Below are 17,460 nucleotides of genomic sequence, written 5' to 3' on the forward strand. Positions count from 1 at the left end.
GGAATGGACGACATTCAGAAGGCTTTTGTTGACCGGCTCGGGGAGCACGGGATTACGATTGATGAGAAACAGCTCCAGCAGTTCGAGATGTATTACGAAATACTGGTAGAGTGGAACGAGAAAATGAATTTAACTGGGATTACGGAACGGGAGCAAGTCTATACGAAGCATTTTTACGACTCGATTACGCTCGCCTTTTACGTGGATATGACCCAAATTGGCAATCTGGCGGATATCGGATCAGGCGCAGGCTTCCCTGGTATCCCTCTGAAAATATGTTTCCCGCATGTGAAGTTGACGATTGTAGATTCGCTCAACAAACGGATTAACTTTCTGAAGCATGTCGTGGATACGATTGGCCTAACTGGGGTTGAACTGATTCACGGGCGTGCGGAAGAGGTAGCTCGTAAGCAAGGATACCGTGACGGGTTCGACTTGGTCACTGCAAGAGCGGTAGCTCGCATGGCTGTGTTGAACGAGTTCTGCCTACCTTTCACCAAGGTTGGGGGTCGATTCGCCGCGATGAAGGGCAGTGATCCTACGGAAGAGGTGAAGGAGGCAGCCCGCAGCTTGAAAGAGCTGAGAGGGGCCTTGAACAAGGTTCATTCGTTCTCCCTACCCGTAGAGGAATCTGGCCGGCATATCGTGGTGATCGATAAAAAGGGAGCCACGCCTTCCAAGTATCCCCGCAAGGCAGGTACGGCCAGCAAAACGCCGATTGTGTAAGGTTCTTGCGCATCGGGGAAGATATGCAAACGATTCAAAGAGAGGGACTCTATGAAGTCCTTCTCTTTTTTTATTGGCTGCGTAGATTTATCTTGAGCGGGAAGGTAATCTTTAACAACCCTTTTCTTTTTACATATGAAATATATTGAAATAGAAATCGTTTTTTAAATTTCATTGGTTAAGTCCATTCGCACGTTTATCTAATTCTTTAAATTGGGGGTGTGGGGTGGAAGAAGAAAATAGATTTAACTGGGATTTACGAGTGGGAGGATACCCAGTAGAAGTGTTTTTACGACTAGATCGCGCGCACACCTTTTAAGCGGATTTTATTAAACAGAACCAAGACTGATCTCTAAAAGGGAGGGGGATGTGATTTTTGAATAAGAAGGGAATCAACTATGTGGATGTATCTATATAAACTTCAAATGTTTCACGTGAAACATTTGAAGCATGCTGTCTGATATAAGCAAACACCTCTTTGGAAGCATATTGGCTTGCCAGATTATTTTGATATCAACTACGCCATCTAACTTCCATAATGAAAGATTCCCCCAAGGAGAAAAAGTCTGGAGCTATCGTAATCATGCGCTGGACATTCAATATGAACACAGGGAGCATTGACGCACAATGTTCATAGTTTGGATACATCTATTGTGTTTGGAGATTCAGATTGTGTCGAACGCTTGGATTATATTGGTTGTTGGAAAGATTTAATTTATTGGCAAATCCCACAATTATTCTAAATGTTAGGATCGCGAGATAGGCTGCAGGATGGGTGATGTGGCTTCATAACATGATATCGACGCAAAAACTTTGGAACTGTGTACAAATCATGTATAAAGCAAGCGAGAAATGAAGGAAAAAAGGTGATATTGGAGAATAGAGTTATAGGACAAAAAGTGGTAGAATAGAATCGTAGTATCCATTTGGACAGAAGGGCCGGTTTGCCCGTTCTTTAATAGGATGAAAGAGTATAAATCCTGGTTTGGTCACTTTTCCATCCTTGCTTCGTGCAGTCAACAACATTGATCGTTGTGGCTGCTGTTTTTTGGAAAGTGCCGTGCGATCCGAAGGGAATCATGGCCTTATACGAAGTAGAAGACATATATACCACTTGTGAGATATCGATTGATAGTAAGCATCATGATAAACCTCCTGTTATATCTCTCAAGAAGCAACCGCTTCATGCAGCGGTTTGATTCAGAGTAATACGGCTATGATCACCACAGGCGTCTTTTCTCTGATCAGCATGAAATCTGTTTTTGCAGGGAAATGCCTGGCACCACAATGGATTCTAGCGCCAATGGATGGTGGAAGCATCCGTGTATGACTCCATATGTTGGTTGTCCAATCGTTTAACCGATTCCGGGATCTTCGGAGGCTTATCCGTGCTATCATGAAATTAGGTGGTAATATACGGAATGAAGGAACAATTTTCGAGATTGTTTGGCTTAGCGGCAGAGCGGAACCAAGGGGATGAAGTGAAACAAATCCCGGTAAACGAGATTGTCAGCAGCCCATACCAGCCACGGACGATTTTTGATGATGAGAAGATTGATGAACTGCTCCAGACGATTAAAACGCATGGAGTCATTCAACCTATCGTTGTTCGTGTCCGTAATGGCATGTATGAGATCATTGCAGGGGAACGCCGCTGGCGTGCGGTTAAGAAGCTGGGTCTGGACACGATTCCGGCCATTGTTCGGGAGTTCAACGATTCACAGGCGGCATCGATTGCATTAATCGAAAATTTGCAGCGTGAAGGACTGACATCCATTGAAGAGGCTGTTGCTTATCAGAAGCTGATTGATCTTCATCAACTGACACAAGAGAGCTTGGCACAGCGGTTAGGAAAAAGCCAGTCCACGATTGCAAACAAGATTCGCTTGCTGCAGCTGCCGGAAGCAGTTAAAGTGGCATTGATGGAACGTAAAGTGACGGAACGCCATGCTCGTGCGCTGCTTTCATTGGATAATGAAGAGACCCAGCTCAAGGTGCTGGATGAGATCATTACCAAGGAACTGAATGTGAAGCAGACGGAAGCACGAATCGCCTTTTATAAAGAAGTAACAACGATGAAGAAGTCCAAGCGCATATCGTATAGTAAGGATGTTCGCCTGGCTCTGAACACGATTCGCCAATCGATCGATATGGTCTCCGGTTCCGGGATGGCTATCAAAACAACAGAGAATGATCATGAAGATCACTATGAAATCGTTATAAAAATACCTAAACGTTAGGATATGGTGTGAAGCGGTATGCATCGTACCGCTTTTTCTGTTGATCAAGAAATAATGCTCTGCAGCAGGCTATTTCATATAACGAAGAGGTTTGGTTTGATGTTACAGATGAGAAACATGTAATGTATTATTACTCATTTTCATCGCCGCTTATCCTGGGTGTTCCGAAGTTCCGGGATCGTTCACTTAATACATATACAGCCTATCGCTGTATATCATCTATTGCGACTACTTAGAAGAGTCTTCCTACATTGAGGTGAAATGAGTGTCAAAGATAATTGCCATAGCAAATCAAAAGGGCGGTGTCGGCAAAACGACGACTTCCGTCAATCTGGGAGCTGGATTGGCTTCGCTAGGCAAACGGGTGCTTTTGGTGGATATAGACCCCCAAGGAAACACAACGAGTGGGGTTGGCATTAATAAAGCCGATGTTGCAAATTGCATATATGATATTATCATCAATGAAGTACACCCGAAGGACGCCATCTGTGGGACTAACATAGAAGGATTGGACATCATTCCGGCAACCATTCAATTGGCTGGTGCTGAGATTGAGCTTGTCCCTACGATTTCCCGTGAAGTACGATTGAAGAAATCACTCCAATTAATCAAGCCTCAGTATGATTATATTTTGATTGATTGTCCTCCATCGCTTGGCATTTTAACGATCAATTCATTGACCGCGGCCGATTCCGTGATCATCCCGATCCAATGCGAATATTACGCACTGGAGGGTCTGAGTCAGCTGCTGAATACGGTTCGCCTTGTTCAGAAACATCTGAATACATCTCTCAAGATTGAAGGCGTATTGTTGACGATGCTGGATGCGCGCACGAACCTGGGCATTCAGGTGATTGAAGAAGTGAAAAAGTATTTTCAGGAAAAAGTGTACAGAACGATTATTCCTAGAAATATTCGTTTGAGTGAGGCACCATCTCATGGACAGTCGATCATTACTTATGATCCTCGATCTAAGGGAGCGGAAGTATACTTGGAGCTGGCAAAGGAAGTGATCTCGTATGAGTAAACGATTGGGAAAAGGGCTGGATGCGCTTATTCCATCTTTGTCTATTCATGATGATGACAAGGTAGTGGAAATTCCGCTTAGTCAATTGCGAGCGAATCCGTATCAGCCGCGCAAGACATTTAACGATGAGGCAATCCAGGAATTGGCAGAGTCGATCCGTCAACATGGAGTTATACAACCGATTATCGTCCGCAGTGTGCTGAAAGGGTATGAGATTATTGCTGGGGAGCGCAGATTCCGGGCATCTCAATATTGCGGCAAAGCTACCATTCCGGCGGTGGTTCGATCTTTTAGCGATCAACAAGTGATGGAAATTGCCTTGATTGAGAACCTGCAGCGGGAGAATCTGAATGCCATGGAGATTGCTGTAGCTTACCAAGGCTTGATGGAACAATTTTCCTTAACCCAAGAAGAGCTGTCCTTGAAGGTGGGTAAGTCTCGTTCCCACATCGCTAACTTTTTGCGGTTGCTTTCTCTACCAGAAGAAGTGAAGGACAATGTTTCACGTGGAACATTATCCATGGGACATGCCCGAGCGATTGTTGGAATCAAGGATCCGATTCTAGTTAAACAGTTGGCAAAACAGTGTGTGGAGCAAGAGTGGAGTGTTCGTGAACTAGAGGAAGCTGTTAAGAACCTGGATCGTAAACCAGCTGACAAAGCGAAGCCTAAGGCTAAGAATAGAGATCCTTATATCGATCATCTGGAAGAGGATCTGAGAGAACGGTTTAAAACAACTGTCAAAATTAAGCACAATAAAGATAAAGGGAAGATTGAGCTTAATTACTATAGTAGACAAGACCTGGAGCGGTTGTTGGAACTTCTTCAATAAAAGGTTCTGGGTTTGTTAAAGAAGATGGTTTTATGCGTGATGGATTGAAAGCAAATGTGTGCGATTAAAAACCAAAGACATGTCGACGTTCCTGTGAGGGAATGAGATATGTCTTTATTTAACTAAACGTGAACGTAAGCGTAAACCCATAGCCTTGATGATGGAATTTAAAGATGTTCGGACATATTCTGTTAAGAGACACCAATACGGCAAAAATGAAGGGGAAACATCATGGACCCGATCGTTTATCTGGATCATGCAGCCACTTCGTGGCCAAAGCCGCCTGAAGTATTTGAGGCAATGAGAAAGGCGATGGAGGAGGCTGCTGCAAATCCGGGGCGTGGGAGTCATCGGATGGCGGTGAAGGCTTCTCGTGTACTCTATGGAACACGGAAGACGCTCGCAGATTTGTTTGGGGTAAAAAACCCTAATGATATTGCATTGACATCGAATACAACAGAAGCGTTGAACTTAGCAATCAAAGGGTATTTGCGTGAAGGCGATCATGTCATTGCCACCATGATTGAGCATAATTCAGTGCGAAGACCGTTAGAGTATTTGAAACGCACCCGAGGGATACAAGTAGACTATATTCCTGTCGATGAAGAAGGTCAGCTTGATATGCAACTAATGGAGGGCGCCTTTCGTTCTAATACTAGGCTTGTTGTATGTAGTCAAAGTTCCAATCTTCTTGGTTCGATTATTCCTCTTATTGAAATAGGAGAGCTGGTGAAGAGAAAAGGGGCTGTGCTGCTCGTAGATGCTGCCCAGAGTGCCGGTATGCTGGATATTCACGTGGAGGAGATGCATATAGGCATGTTGGCTTTTCCGGGGCATAAAGGGCTACTGGGGCCGCAGGGAACAGGCGGGTTGTATATCTCGCCTGATATTGATCTGGAACCATTACTGCACGGAGGCACAGGGAGTCAATCGGAGGCTATTGAACAGCCAACGGTACGTCCGGATCGATATGAGGCAGGGACGCCTAACACGATTGGGTATGCGGGACTGCAAGCAGGTGTGAGGAAGGTGCTTGAATGGACACCGCAGCATATTTACCGGCATGAATGGGAGTTAACACAGTATATGATGGAGGGTCTGCAAGAGGTAGGAGGCTTTCGTATACTAGGTCCTGCTTTTGGACAGGCGAGGACTGGCATTGTTGCTTTTGTGTCGGAGCGATACAGCGCGTCTGAATTGGCTTTTCGACTGGACCGGGAATATGGGATTGCCGTGCGTGCCGGTTATCACTGCACACCGCTCGCCCATATGGCATCAGGCACGGAACAGACGGGTGCAATCAGAGCAAGCGTGGGGATTTCTACGAGCCGTGACGAAATCGAATTCATGCGAAAAGCGATCAAGGAAATTCACAGTTAAATAAACAGATCAAGATGGAGAAGAGGAAGGAAGAAAGCATGTCTGAATTAAATGAATTGATCATGGAGCAGCTTCATTGGTTTGTCGTCGGAATGGTCATGATCATCTTGATCTTATGGATAACCTTAATTGTTCAAGGGGCAAAATTGCGTAAAATGAGACGCAGATACGATGCGATGATGGCAGGCAGCGGGGTAGAGGATCTCGAATCTCTGCTGGTCCAGATGAAAATCCAAATGGATGAAATTGAAGAAGGGCATGCCAGTCATCAAAAAATGCTGGATACGATCAGCGGCAGCTTGAAAGGGATGAAATCCAAGGTTGGCATCGTACGATATAATGCGTTTGGCGAGCGGGGAAATGAAATGAGCTTCTCCCTGGCTATTCTCAGTGAAGAGGAGGAAGGGATCGTGCTGACCGGTCTGCATAACCGGGAGAGCTCCTTTGTGTACGCCAAACCATTGAAGGATGGGCAATCCAAATATCCATTGTCTCCGGAAGAAAAAGAGGCCGTCACTCTTGCGCTGCAAGAAGGGAAGAACGGTTCCACTCTTTGATACCTGCAAACAGGCAGGTTGCAATGATATCAGACAACCGCATGACCAAGCTTAAGCGAGTGTTCTGCAATACGAAGTATTCCATAAAGCCGCCGACATTGACGATACCCGTTACGTGGATATCGCCGACCGGCGGTAATTCTTTGTGTACGCCGGCTCCAGGCTTTAGAGGACCATCGGATATTTGAATAGAACCTACACTTGATGATTGCCCCAGGCAGGCGTCAATCCCGATCACAAAAGGGTTATCGAATTTCTCGTATATGGCGGTCAGCGTATCCTTCAGATTCATGGCGTGGACAGGCTCGTCCAGCGTGCCGTAGAGATGAAACAGCGGACTGTTGTAGCGGGCTAGTGAAGTGCCGACCAGTGGCCCCAAGCAATCACCGGTGGACCGATCAGTACCGATGCAGACAATAACCAGCGGACGGTGCTGAATACGAGCGTCAGAAAGATGGAAGAGCAAGCGATGTATAATAGCAGAATGGATATTAGGATCCGTGTGTGGTATTTTTAAGCTGGAAGCCTCCGGGCGAGACGTGATTTTAGATAGACGGTTCATAGAATCTTCCTTTCGTCTGCATTTGGTAGTATCAGTATATGGATGAAAGACTGTTTTTATACTTTGGGATTTGCTAAAAATGTGATTTATATTCAACTCAACACAGAAGGATGTTCTTTGGAACAGCATATGTGACTAGGCTGCATGAGTTATATGAATAAGTTGATCTATGAAAAGGTTTATATAAAACTCTCAATCATGGGGAATGATGATGAGTAGACCATAAATAGAAATGATAGGCACGATGGAGGGGGACGGGGAAGTGGAAGGCGCAATGTTGATTGCATTCGATTCCACCCAGCAGGCGCTGCGTGCGGAAATGCTGTTGGAGTACGCGGATATCGAAATTGATCTTTTTCCTACACCAAAAGAGATTACGGCTGGCTGTGCATTATCGATTCAATTCCCACCTGATGCGTTAAAAGATGTTCAAGAGATTATCCGGCAGGAGCATGTGGAAATCCGGGGCATCTTTGCACTGGATAGCAACGAGAGGTACATCAACATCGAAGAGTAATGGGAGGACATCAAGATGAGGGGCTTTGGTTACTTATCAGAGGATGCAGATGATGTGGATTTAGTGGGATTCGCTAAGGAGGCTGAGGGATTGAAAGATAAAGTTTGGGGATGGTTAACGAATGAAGAGATGTGGATGCATATCCTGTCGTCCGGCATTCGGGTTATCATCATTTTTATTCTGACGCGTATTGTGATACGGGTTGTGTATAAAATGATTGATCAGTTTCTTCTTAGGCAGGAGAAGAGCCGAATTCAAGTGAACTCAAGACGTTTTGTCACGGTAGGGGAGTTATTAAAAAATGTAACCTCCGTTGTGTGCAACTTTGTTATGATTTTGATCATTCTTTCAGAGTTCAACTTCAAGTTAGGACCGCTGTTAGCCGGTGCCGGGGTGCTTGGGCTTGCAATAGGTTTTGGTGCACAGAGTTTAGTGAAGGACGTTATCACCGGATTCTTCATTATATTTGAGGATCAGTTTGCAGTAGGTGATGTAATCAAGAGTGGTGAGTACCGGGGAACTGTCGAAATGATCGGGCTTCGCACATCGCGTGTAAAGGGATTGAATGGGGAGACCTATATTATTCCGAATGGGATGATAACCAGCGTCACAAATTATTCCCTTTCCAACTCATTAGCCATTGTAGATCTACCGGTAAAGAACGATCAGCAGGTGAAGGATACGATAACGCTAATTCAAGCAGCCCTAACGGGAATCATGGACCGTTGCCCAGAGGTACAGCGGACTCCGGATGTGTTAGGAATCCAGTCATTGAGTACTTCCGAATATGTTGTTCGTATTGTGGCGGAATGTAATCCGAATGCAAGGGAACACGTGGAGCGCCAGATTTTTACGGATATCAAACAGGCTATTGAAGCACGGGAAATGGGACAAGAACGCGTTCAGGGTTGATCTAATTGGTAATCCAATGATATATAATAGATAGAAGAAGTGATAGAAGTAAAAGGGAGCGATAGCCATGGAGCGCAAGGTATTTCAGTTAGGGGATATCGTTCAGATGAAGAAGCCTCATCCTTGTGGAAATAATGAGATGGAGATTATTCGCATGGGGATGGATATTCGGATCAAATGTACCAAGTGTCAGCATAGCGTGTTGATCCCCCGTGTAAAGTTTGAGAAGAATATGAAGAAGGTATTGCGTTCGGCTCAGGAGACGGAAGGGGCAGGGGATACACCGTAATATCTCCTCCCTAAAAAACTCCCCATTCGGGAAGGCTCGTGTCGTTGAACGTTGCTTGAGATTATAAGTTATGCAAGACGAATCATCCGTTCTATTAACGAATACCGATACATCGGAGAGATCTTGCAGGCTTGAAGGGAAATCGAGCGCTAACGGAGCCAATAATCCCGGCATAGCGGGATTGAAGGCAAGCTATTGACCAGATAACGTTTCCATGATATAATCAATTCTGCTGTGGAAAGGTACCCAAGAGGCCCAAGGGGGCTGACTCGAAATCAGCTAGGCGTCGCAAGGCGTGCGTGGGTTCGAATCCCACCCTTTCCGCCACCAATCGTTAAAGTTCCGCTGTTATGGATATAAACGATGTAGATACATAAGTTAGGCGTTAAGATGTATAGCGCCTTTGAATAAAACACCCTGATGCAGACGACCTGCAGAGGGTGTTTTTCGTTGTAACAAAATTAGTTCGTCCTGAGCATTTAAACGAAAAAGAAGGGCCCGATTGGGCCCTTCTTTCTGGGTAGGCGGTGCTTGTGAATTGGAATCATTTTATCAGCACTTCTGCGAACCTTGTCAATAGCTTCACTTGTCCAAGAGGTCAAGCATTCGGCTCATTTCCTCAGCTTGCAATCCGTGTGACGATCAGAAACCTCATGCGTCGTTCTGCTGCAACGTTCAACGGAACCACACCTCTCTCATGCACCGCCTGATTATAATGTGCGCCTAAAGGTGCATTTGTATACATGCTAATTTAACTGTGAAAAAATCCCAATATTAAACATTTAGTATTCATGGCTTGGTCGTTGGTTATTCAAGCAATACCCTGACTACGTACCGTTCGCATAGGATGCAGTAGTCACGATCTACAAAGCTCCTGGGGCTAATCACTCAGGCGATTACTTAGGCTGCACTCGGCGCTTGTTTAACCATACACGATCGTCATTTTGGGTTTCAGGAAAGGTATCACCCTTGCTCATTTTAATTTGACGCGGGTTTTCGATGCCCATGATATGGTCTCTGACGCCAACTTCCATATAAATGCCGTTGTTCGGAGCTTTGTCACCTGCACGAAATTCGGACTGTTCTCCCATTGTGGAATTCCTCCTCATTATGATGGATGGACTGCATGTATTATCATGCGCCATTGGACACCAAATCATCGCAGGGAAAGTGAGAAAAGCGCGGTAATAAAGGGAAGAGGGCATATTCAGCATCGAAAAGAAACTTGCATCCGATCACCCGTTCTGATATAGTATTATGGTGCGAGTTAGACTCGCTCCTTGCTCTCAACAGAGATTGAGGGCCGAAGTCCATAAGGAGGTGAAACATATGCGCAAATATGAAGTGATGTACATTATTCGTCCTGACATTGAACAAGAAGCTGTTCAAGCTGCAGTCGATAAATTCCAAGGCATCATCTCCAACGGCGGAGAAATTACAAAGCATGACGTAATGGGTAAACGCCGTCTTGCGTATGAGATCAAGAAATTCCGTGATGGCGTCTACGTTCTGGTAAACTTCAACGCAACACCTGAAGTTGTAGCTGAACTTGAGCGTCTCATGAAGATTTCTGACGAAGTTATTCGTTATCTCATCACGAACGACGTTGCTTAATACGTAAAAAACTTTGTAATTGATTTCGTTCTAAGGAGGGGATTGGATTGTTGAACCGTGTCATTTTGATTGGCCGACTGACTAAGGATCCCGAGCTGCGCTATACTCCTTCAGGTGTTGCTGTAACGCAATTTACACTTGCTGTCGATCGTCCGTTTACTGGACAAGGCGGGGAGCGCGAAGCGGATTTCATTCCGGTCGTGACCTGGAGACAGCTTGCGGAGACATGTGCAAACTATCTGCGTAAAGGCCGTCTGACGGCTGTAGAAGGGCGCATTCAAGTGCGGAATTACGAGAATAACGAAGGTAAGCGTGTATACGTCACCGAAGTCATTGCCGATAATGTTCGCTTCTTGGAGTCAAACCGTGAAACAAGCGGTGGCGGAGGAAATCGTGAGGAATCATCGTTTAGCGGAGGAAGCAACAGCACCAGCAATAGCAGTGGCGGAAACCGTGGGAACAATAACTACTCGCGAAACAACAATCAGGATCCTTTTTCCGATGAAGGAAAACCGATCGATATTTCGGATGATGATTTGCCATTTTAATACGGAAAGGACTGACAACACATGGCTTTTAAACAAAGAGAAGGCGGAGACAACGACAAAAGACCGGCACGCCGCGGCGGCCGCAACAAGCGTCGTAAAGTATGTTTCTTCACTGTGAACAAAATTACTCACATTGACTATAAAGATACAGACCTGCTCAAGAAATTCATCAGCGAGCGCGGAAAAATCTTGCCTCGTCGTGTAACAGGTACTAGCGCTAAATATCAGCGTGCCCTGACGATTGCGATCAAACGCTCCCGTCAAATCGCATTGCTTCCATACACAACTGAGTAATCATTTGTGTCAGAGCGGTCCAGCCTAATTGTAGGCTGGACCGCTTTTTTATTATGGAAGAGTCTAGCCTGATTACGGTAAGGGTAGGGTAGGATGTTAGGATGAGTTCTTAGTGACGAGAGTCTTACCAGTGTAACAATCCAAGAGTTCCTCACAGGTATAAAGCTCAATACTCTTGATGTGGAAATTATTCATTTCGGGATGACTTGTGATCATCCAAATGTTGGGATATATAATGTCTCCACAGAAGAATCATGTCTCCCCTGAGTGTACACTGTGAAGGAAAAGTAGCTACCGACAAACACAAGCCTGGTGTAAAGCTTTCCAGTTTTAAAGCCCTGAAATCATGTCTGCTTCAAACGGACAGTGTCTATTGTAAACAATACAATTTTAAACATATTGGAGTTCCTCTTGTAAGGTATAGAAATACGATGATGAAGACGAAAAGAAGCTATCCGAAAAAATTTCTTCTATTATATATAGGTACGTATCGCCTCATTAAATGAGAGCTGGAATGATCTCAAAATTGAAAATAAAGTACCATCAAAATGGTGCCTTACCAAAGAGAGGATTATAGGCAGTTCTCAAGCTTGCCTGATCGAAGAAGATGTCTATCGTATACAAACAGAATATAAGAAGATGGCTACGTCAGAGCGCTAAAGAAAATTTAATAATGTGATTACATAAAAATTGCAGAAATCTTTCAATTTTATGATGTCCACTCCAGAGATACAAGCGTACAAGTAGTGGAAGCTCCATGTTGTTAGTCTTATTATGCATATTCCACCTCCATTATCCAAACGATAAAGGAAAAAGGAGGTAGTTGTATGTGCAGACGATTCTCGCTGTCCGCTGGGATCGATGAAGTGAATCAACGCTTTGGCATCAATCGGGTAATGTATTACTACAAAAGCCGATACAACATTAGCCCTACTCAAACCATGCCGGTCATTGTACAGGAACAGGGAGAGCGGGTGCTCGACGAGTATCGGTGGGGGCTAGTGCCCTATTGGGGGAAAGATGCGGTCAATGCTGATATTACTACGGTTGATCAAAATCCCACTTACCGTAGAGCGATTGACACAAGACGTTGTGTGATCCCATGTAACGGTTTATATTACTGGAGAACGGTTGGCAAACGGAGTTATGCGGTACGGACCGTTATCGGAGATCATGAAATATTTGGTATGGCCGGTCTATACGAGACATGGCGAGATGCAAGAGGAAATGAAATGAGAACATGTACGGTTCTAATGACAGAGGCCAATGAAGCGATTCGAGAGTTCGAGACCCGAATGCCGGCGATTTTGTCTGAGGAAAATATGGCAAAGTGGCTGGATCCGGAAATCCAAGGAAGACATGCGGTTCATCCGCTGCTTCATACGTACCGCGGAGAGATGCGAATGTACCCGGTCACGCCGTTAGTGGCTGATGATACACATGATCACCAGCAGTGCATTGAAGAGATGGATTTAAAACTCGCTTGGGTAAAGAATCTATAGTTCGCAAGTATGAAAGAGCAAGGTTGATTTATCTGACATGGAATTCAACGCAAAAGCAATCCGGATTACAGTCCAGGGTTGCTTTTTTTAAGCTTTAACGCTGTAGGAGCCTAAAACTATGAAAAAGTAGAACCATAAATCTGCGTCATCTAATAACGGATTGAAGCATATCGTAAGGATAATATATTACATAAAAATGGTTCCTAGTTGTATTCAGGGTAGACCAACCCAAGTTGTGTTAAATTAAATAACATATACATTACCTAGTAGACAAAAAAATTAACAGAAAAAATTGAACTCCGAAGTAAATGTGATTTAATATTACATACACACTGCAAAACTATGAACGAATATAGCTATAAATTGTAAATAAATCTTGATATTACATACATTTTCAGTAAACTAAGGATATCCAACGGAGATAAACTTAATTATTAACCTCGAAAATGACGTTAAAAACATGATTTTTGAGAAAAATGAAAAAAAGTAATTGACGTTACCTAAATTTACACGTATCATAACATTAATTTTATAGGCAAGAAGATTTTGCTAGAGACTTTGGCACTAATTGACCAATGGTATATTTTCTGTAAAACTTTCAATTTATTTCACATCATGCAATGACATCCTAGAGAACTTCAATACCGAAATTATTTAAGGATGATTTCAATATTCGTCCTGATAATTTATATTGCAACAACATTTTTTAAGAGGAGGATTCGCATGAAGAAAAGAATGTCACTCCTGCTTGCAATCATGCTTTTGGCCATGACGGTATTGGCAGCATGTGGAGGCGGAGGAACAGCAGAACAGCCAAGTCAAGGGGAGCAAACGGAACAAACACCACCAGCTGAAGGCGACAAAGATACTACAGAACCGCCTGCTGAAACTGGAGACGAAAGCCAAGGTTATTTCGAAGCAGCAGATCCATCTAAGAATCCAACAGCTGCTAAAAATCGTAAAGATACACTGATCGTTGGTATGACTTCACCAAAGGGTGTTTTCAACCCGTTCTTCTGGCAAACAGCATATGATAAATATGTTGTAGAAGCAATTTTCGATTCTTTCTTCACGTTGAACGGTGATGGAACATATTCGAACCGTTTGGCAGAAAGCGTTGAAGTTTCCGAGGATAAATTAAAGTATACGTTTAAATTGAAACAGGGTGTAACTTATTCTGATGGCACACCTGTAACAGTAAAAGATTATGCATTTGCAATGAAAGTTCTTCATGATGCTAGCTATGACGGTCAATCTGATATCTTCTCGACACATGTAAAAGGTGGTCAAGAGTATCATGATGGTAAAGCAACGGACATCTCTGGTGTTAAAGTTATCGATGACCACACCATTGAGATTGAAGTAACTGAAGCAAACGCTATGACGAAGGATTCTCTGGGAGACATTTCTTTCGTACCAGAAGCATACTACGGTAAAGATTACAAACAAGGCAACCTGGAGTACATGAAGAACCTGCATACTAAACCAATCGGTAGCGGTCAGTATGTACTGAAGAGCTTCGCTCCTGGTCAAGAGGTTGTATTGGAAGCTAACCCGAACTACTTCCTGGGGGCTCCGAAAATCAAAAACGTAATTTACAAAACAACTACTGATGAAACTAAATTGGCCATGTTCCAATCCGGTGAAATCGATATGGATATGGTTACCGTTAACGAAGATACCGTAGAAGAGTTGAAATCCATGGGCTTCTTGGATATTAACATCTTCCCAACCAATGGGTACGGTTATGTTGCCATGAACCATAAAAATCCTAAGTTCCAAGATGCGAAAGTTCGTCAAGCATTATTATACGGTTTGAACCGTGCAGAAATCGTTGAAATTATCTATGGTCCTTATGCTAACGTAATCAACATTCCACAGTCGAATGTATCATGGGCATACACTACTGAAGGTATCGACGCACATGAATTCGACATCGAGAAAGCGAAGCAGCTTCTTGATGAAGCAGGCTGGGTTCCAGGTGCTGATGGCATCCGTGAAAAAGACGGCCAGAAATTTGAGATTCACTTCTCTGCAACAGCTGATAACCCGGTTGTAGATGCTTTGATTCCGGTAATGAATCAGAACTACCAAGAGCTTGGCATTAAGATCGTTGCAGAAACATTAGACTTCAATGCGATCATGGATAAGAAGGATAAAGGCGATTTCGAAATGTTCTTTGCTGCATGGGGCTTGACTCCGGATCCAGAATCCACGGTATACCGTACGGATGGACAGCAAAATGATATCGGATACTCCAATCCTGCTTATGATGCAGCAATGGATAAAGGTCTGAAAGCCTTCGATCTTGAAGAGCGTAAAGCAGCATATGCAGAAGCATATCAAGTGCTGAATCAAGACGTTCCGGATCTCCCGATTTACCAAAGACGTGATATGTGGGGTATCAACAGCCGAGTTAATGGTATGGAAATTACTCCATATAAAGACTTCGTAATTGATCTTTACAAAGTCGAACTTGAACAATAACAGCAGGAAACATATGCTCAGCTCGCAAGAGCTGGGCATATCCACTTATAAGCCGGGAGGAATATTATGAAGCAGTACATTATCCGGAGGCTGCTGCAGATTATCCCGACAATGATCGGGATCTCGATTCTCATATTTGCAATATCAGCAATGGTGCCAGGTGATTATATCACTGCAATGGATAACCCGACGATGACTGCTGAGAAAGCAGCTCAGCTTCGGGAAATTTATGGTTTGGATAAGCCGCCGGTAGAGCGTTACTTTACATGGGCTGGCAATATGTTAAAGGGCAATCTCGGAGATTCCCTTCAGCACAAACAACCGGTTACCACCGTTATGGGTAACTATGTATGGAACTCTTTTTTTATTGCTATTTTTTCGTTGATATTAAGCTGGATAATCGCTATCTTTGCTGGGGTATTCTCGGCTAAATTTCAGTATTCATTGTTTGATAAGATCGTAACCTTATTTATCTTTTTGTGTATGTCACTGCCTTCTTTCTTTATCGGACTCCTTCTCATCAAGATTTTTGCCTTGGATTTAGGATGGTTCCCGGTTGGTAGTATGAAAACATCAGGCTTGAATGGAAACACATGGCAGCAACTGATTGACATCGCATGGCATATGTTCTTGCCAGTAACTGTACTTACAATGCTCAGCACGGGCAGCTTGACGCGGTATTTCCGTACAAGCATGCTGGAAGTTATCCGCCAGGATTACATCCGGACAGCACGTGCAAAGGGCTTAAAAGAACGTACGGTTATTTTCAAACATGCTTTGCGTAATGCAATGCTTCCTGCGATCACTTTGATGGGCTTCGAATTGCCAAGCTTATTTGGTGGAGCCATCATCTTGGAAAAGATATTCATTTGGCCTGGGGTTGGTCAGGTATATCTGGAATCGATCAGTATGCGGGATTATCCGTTTATGCTCGGCTTCACGATATTCATCTCCGTATTGACATTGCTCGGTAACTTGTTATCTGATGTCCTGTATGGCGCCGCTGACCCAAGAATTCGCTTAAAGTAGGAGGAGATTCATTTGTCCGCAGAGGCTGCACCATTAAAAACGAATCTACCAGTATCGAAGAAGCAGCCGGATTCTCCATGGAGAATGGCCATTCGCCGTTTTTCCAGAAACCGTCTTGCTGTCATCGGACTTTTCATAATTGTATTTATGTTTTTGCTATGTTTTATTGGCCCGGTCTTTTCACCTTATTCCCTATTTGATTACAGTGTGGCTGATAAGAATTTGCCTCCAAGCTCGAAATATTGGTTAGGAACGGATAAACTGGGGCGCGATATTCTCCTGCGGATGATGCTTGCAGGCAGGATTTCCCTCACAGTAGGACTGGTAGCGACAGGTATTTCCGTTATTATTGGAGCGACGCTTGGCGCATTGGCCGGTTTTTATCGCAGATGGGTAGATACATTGATTATGCGTATTGCCGACGTATTCATGGCTTTGCCGAGCCTTCCGATTCTGATCATCTTGGGTGCGGTATTGTCTGACTTGAAGGTAGAACCTTCAGACCGCATTTATTTCTTGATGCTCATCATCGGTATATTGGGTTGGAGCGGTATTTCACGTCTCGTACGTGGTCAAATCTTAACGCTTCGCGAACAGGAGTTTATGCAAGCAACGGAAGCCTTGGGACTTAAAGATCGCCGAAAAATCTTCCGCCATCTGCTTCCTAATACGATTCCAATCATCATTGTATCTGCAACGCTTGGTGTAGCAGGGGCTATCCTGTATGAATCGGCGCTGAGTTTCCTAGGAATCGGGGTAGTTCCACCAACACCATCCTGGGGAAACATGATTTCTGCGGCAAACAACTTGATTGATTTCCGGAAGAGACCATGGTTATGGATACCGCCAGGCATGTGTATTCTGATTACCGTAGTTGCGATCAACTTGATCGGTGACGGGCTTCGCGACGCACTTGACCCGAAAATGAAGAAGTAGGAGATGCG

At 44.1% G+C, this 17,460-nt stretch carries 18 protein-coding genes and 1 tRNA gene; 17 read left to right on the forward strand and 2 right to left on the reverse strand.

The window, feature by feature from the left end; translation table 11 throughout:
- The first annotated feature begins 3 nt into the window (after positions 1 to 3).
- From rsmG to ACETK5_RS27630, 6 genes are all read left to right on the forward strand, one after another.
- Positions 4 to 726, forward strand: a complete 723-nt coding sequence (gene rsmG / locus ACETK5_RS27605) for a 16S rRNA (guanine(527)-N(7))-methyltransferase RsmG (RefSeq protein WP_100541333.1) — start codon at positions 4 to 6, stop codon at positions 724 to 726.
- Positions 727 to 2,147: 1,421 nt separating this feature from the next.
- Positions 2,148 to 2,966: a nucleoid occlusion protein gene (gene noc / locus ACETK5_RS27610; RefSeq protein WP_076326293.1), complete on the forward strand. Its 819-nt coding sequence runs from the start codon at positions 2,148 to 2,150 to the stop codon at positions 2,964 to 2,966.
- Between the two features lie 265 nt (positions 2,967 to 3,231).
- Positions 3,232 to 3,993 (forward strand): ParA family protein, encoded by a 762-nt coding sequence (locus tag ACETK5_RS27615; protein WP_076326292.1) that lies wholly within the window; start codon positions 3,232 to 3,234, stop codon positions 3,991 to 3,993.
- Complete coding sequence (locus ACETK5_RS27620; RefSeq protein ID WP_100541332.1) at positions 3,986 to 4,825, forward strand: ParB/RepB/Spo0J family partition protein; 840 nt, start codon at positions 3,986 to 3,988, stop codon at positions 4,823 to 4,825. Before ACETK5_RS27615 ends, ACETK5_RS27620 begins: the two co-directional genes overlap by 8 nt.
- Before the next feature lie 231 nt (positions 4,826 to 5,056).
- Positions 5,057 to 6,205, forward strand: a complete 1,149-nt coding sequence (locus ACETK5_RS27625) for an aminotransferase class V-fold PLP-dependent enzyme (RefSeq protein ID WP_394059136.1) — start codon at positions 5,057 to 5,059, stop codon at positions 6,203 to 6,205.
- A 38-nt stretch (positions 6,206 to 6,243) separates the two neighbouring features.
- Positions 6,244 to 6,762 carry a DUF4446 family protein gene (locus ACETK5_RS27630; protein WP_394059138.1) on the forward strand — a complete coding sequence of 173 codons (519 nt, stop codon included), beginning with the start codon at positions 6,244 to 6,246 and terminating at the stop codon, positions 6,760 to 6,762.
- On the opposite strand, the gene yyaC is transcribed toward ACETK5_RS27630, so the two are convergent.
- Positions 6,719 to 7,324 carry a spore protease YyaC gene (gene yyaC, locus ACETK5_RS27635; protein ID WP_100541329.1) on the reverse strand — a complete coding sequence of 202 codons (606 nt, stop codon included), beginning with the start codon at positions 7,322 to 7,324 and terminating at the stop codon, positions 6,719 to 6,721. The genes ACETK5_RS27630 and yyaC overlap by 44 nt on opposite strands.
- Before the next feature lie 274 nt (positions 7,325 to 7,598).
- On the opposite strand from yyaC, the gene ACETK5_RS27640 reads away from it, so the two are divergent.
- From ACETK5_RS27640 to ACETK5_RS27655, 4 genes are all read left to right on the forward strand, one after another.
- The gene (locus ACETK5_RS27640) at positions 7,599 to 7,841 is read left to right on the forward strand and encodes a putative Se/S carrier protein (protein ID WP_394059533.1); all 243 of its coding nucleotides are present in this window, start codon (positions 7,599 to 7,601) and stop codon (positions 7,839 to 7,841) included.
- Positions 7,842 to 7,856: 15 nt separating this feature from the next.
- Positions 7,857 to 8,753: a mechanosensitive ion channel family protein gene (locus tag ACETK5_RS27645; RefSeq protein ID WP_100541327.1), complete on the forward strand. Its 897-nt coding sequence runs from the start codon at positions 7,857 to 7,859 to the stop codon at positions 8,751 to 8,753.
- Positions 8,754 to 8,820: 67 nt separating this feature from the next.
- Positions 8,821 to 9,042, forward strand: a complete 222-nt coding sequence (locus tag ACETK5_RS27650; RefSeq protein WP_071219319.1) for a DUF951 domain-containing protein — start codon at positions 8,821 to 8,823, stop codon at positions 9,040 to 9,042.
- Between the two features lie 236 nt (positions 9,043 to 9,278).
- A tRNA-Ser gene (locus ACETK5_RS27655) sits at positions 9,279 to 9,369 on the forward strand.
- Between the two features lie 569 nt (positions 9,370 to 9,938).
- On the opposite strand, the gene ACETK5_RS27660 is transcribed toward ACETK5_RS27655, so the two are convergent.
- Positions 9,939 to 10,133, reverse strand: a complete 195-nt coding sequence (locus tag ACETK5_RS27660; protein WP_071219336.1) for a YjzC family protein — start codon at positions 10,131 to 10,133, stop codon at positions 9,939 to 9,941.
- Positions 10,134 to 10,371: 238 nt separating this feature from the next.
- Here ACETK5_RS27660 and rpsF point away from each other — a divergent pair, with 238 nt between their 5' ends.
- From rpsF to opp4C, 7 genes are all read left to right on the forward strand, one after another.
- The gene (gene rpsF / locus ACETK5_RS27665) at positions 10,372 to 10,656 is read left to right on the forward strand and encodes a 30S ribosomal protein S6 (RefSeq protein ID WP_009591503.1); all 285 of its coding nucleotides are present in this window, start codon (positions 10,372 to 10,374) and stop codon (positions 10,654 to 10,656) included.
- Between the two features lie 47 nt (positions 10,657 to 10,703).
- A complete protein-coding gene (gene ssb, locus ACETK5_RS27670; RefSeq protein WP_326118479.1) occupies positions 10,704 to 11,204 on the forward strand; it encodes a single-stranded DNA-binding protein in 501 nt (166 codons plus the stop codon).
- A gap of 21 nt (positions 11,205 to 11,225) precedes the next feature.
- Positions 11,226 to 11,498, forward strand: coding sequence for a 30S ribosomal protein S18 (rpsR, locus tag ACETK5_RS27675; RefSeq protein ID WP_006207333.1), 273 nt, complete (start codon positions 11,226 to 11,228; stop codon positions 11,496 to 11,498).
- A gap of 827 nt (positions 11,499 to 12,325) precedes the next feature.
- Entirely contained in the window at positions 12,326 to 13,000 is a 675-nt protein-coding gene (locus tag ACETK5_RS27680) for an SOS response-associated peptidase (protein WP_100541326.1), read from the forward strand.
- A 723-nt stretch (positions 13,001 to 13,723) separates the two neighbouring features.
- The gene (locus ACETK5_RS27685) at positions 13,724 to 15,487 is read left to right on the forward strand and encodes an ABC transporter substrate-binding protein (protein WP_326111318.1); all 1,764 of its coding nucleotides are present in this window, start codon (positions 13,724 to 13,726) and stop codon (positions 15,485 to 15,487) included.
- A gap of 66 nt (positions 15,488 to 15,553) precedes the next feature.
- Entirely contained in the window at positions 15,554 to 16,516 is a 963-nt protein-coding gene (locus tag ACETK5_RS27690) for an ABC transporter permease (RefSeq protein ID WP_100541324.1), read from the forward strand.
- A 12-nt stretch (positions 16,517 to 16,528) separates the two neighbouring features.
- Positions 16,529 to 17,452 (forward strand): oligopeptide ABC transporter permease, encoded by a 924-nt coding sequence (gene opp4C / locus ACETK5_RS27695; protein WP_100541323.1) that lies wholly within the window; start codon positions 16,529 to 16,531, stop codon positions 17,450 to 17,452.
- Positions 17,453 to 17,460: the final 8 nt, after the last annotated feature.

The sequence above is a fragment of the Paenibacillus ilasis genome, from assembly GCF_043195395.1.
In the GTDB taxonomy this organism is placed as follows: Bacteria; Bacillota; Bacilli; order Paenibacillales; family Paenibacillaceae; genus Paenibacillus_AQ; species Paenibacillus_AQ lautus.

Excerpts from the sequence above, each read along its gene's own strand:
- rsmG (WP_100541333.1), top strand. The coding sequence starts at position 4 with ATGGACGACATTCAGAAGGCTTTTGTTGACCGGCTCGGGGAGCACGGG.
- noc (WP_076326293.1), top strand. The coding sequence starts at position 2,148 with ATGAAGGAACAATTTTCGAGATTGTTTGGCTTAGCGGCAGAGCGGAAC.
- ACETK5_RS27620 (WP_100541332.1), top strand. The coding sequence starts at position 3,986 with ATGAGTAAACGATTGGGAAAAGGGCTGGATGCGCTTATTCCATCTTTG.
- ACETK5_RS27625 (WP_394059136.1), top strand. The coding sequence starts at position 5,057 with ATGGACCCGATCGTTTATCTGGATCATGCAGCCACTTCGTGGCCAAAG.
- ACETK5_RS27630 (WP_394059138.1), top strand. The coding sequence starts at position 6,244 with ATGTCTGAATTAAATGAATTGATCATGGAGCAGCTTCATTGGTTTGTC.
- yyaC (WP_100541329.1), bottom strand. The coding sequence starts at position 7,324 with ATGAACCGTCTATCTAAAATCACGTCTCGCCCGGAGGCTTCCAGCTTA.
- ACETK5_RS27640 (WP_394059533.1), top strand. The coding sequence starts at position 7,599 with ATGTTGATTGCATTCGATTCCACCCAGCAGGCGCTGCGTGCGGAAATG.
- ACETK5_RS27645 (WP_100541327.1), top strand. The coding sequence starts at position 7,857 with ATGAGGGGCTTTGGTTACTTATCAGAGGATGCAGATGATGTGGATTTA.
- ACETK5_RS27650 (WP_071219319.1), top strand. The coding sequence starts at position 8,821 with ATGGAGCGCAAGGTATTTCAGTTAGGGGATATCGTTCAGATGAAGAAG.
- ACETK5_RS27660 (WP_071219336.1), bottom strand. The coding sequence starts at position 10,133 with ATGGGAGAACAGTCCGAATTTCGTGCAGGTGACAAAGCTCCGAACAAC.
- rpsF (WP_009591503.1), top strand. The coding sequence starts at position 10,372 with ATGCGCAAATATGAAGTGATGTACATTATTCGTCCTGACATTGAACAA.
- rpsR (WP_006207333.1), top strand. The coding sequence starts at position 11,226 with ATGGCTTTTAAACAAAGAGAAGGCGGAGACAACGACAAAAGACCGGCA.
- ACETK5_RS27680 (WP_100541326.1), top strand. The coding sequence starts at position 12,326 with ATGTGCAGACGATTCTCGCTGTCCGCTGGGATCGATGAAGTGAATCAA.
- ACETK5_RS27685 (WP_326111318.1), top strand. The coding sequence starts at position 13,724 with ATGAAGAAAAGAATGTCACTCCTGCTTGCAATCATGCTTTTGGCCATG.
- ACETK5_RS27690 (WP_100541324.1), top strand. The coding sequence starts at position 15,554 with ATGAAGCAGTACATTATCCGGAGGCTGCTGCAGATTATCCCGACAATG.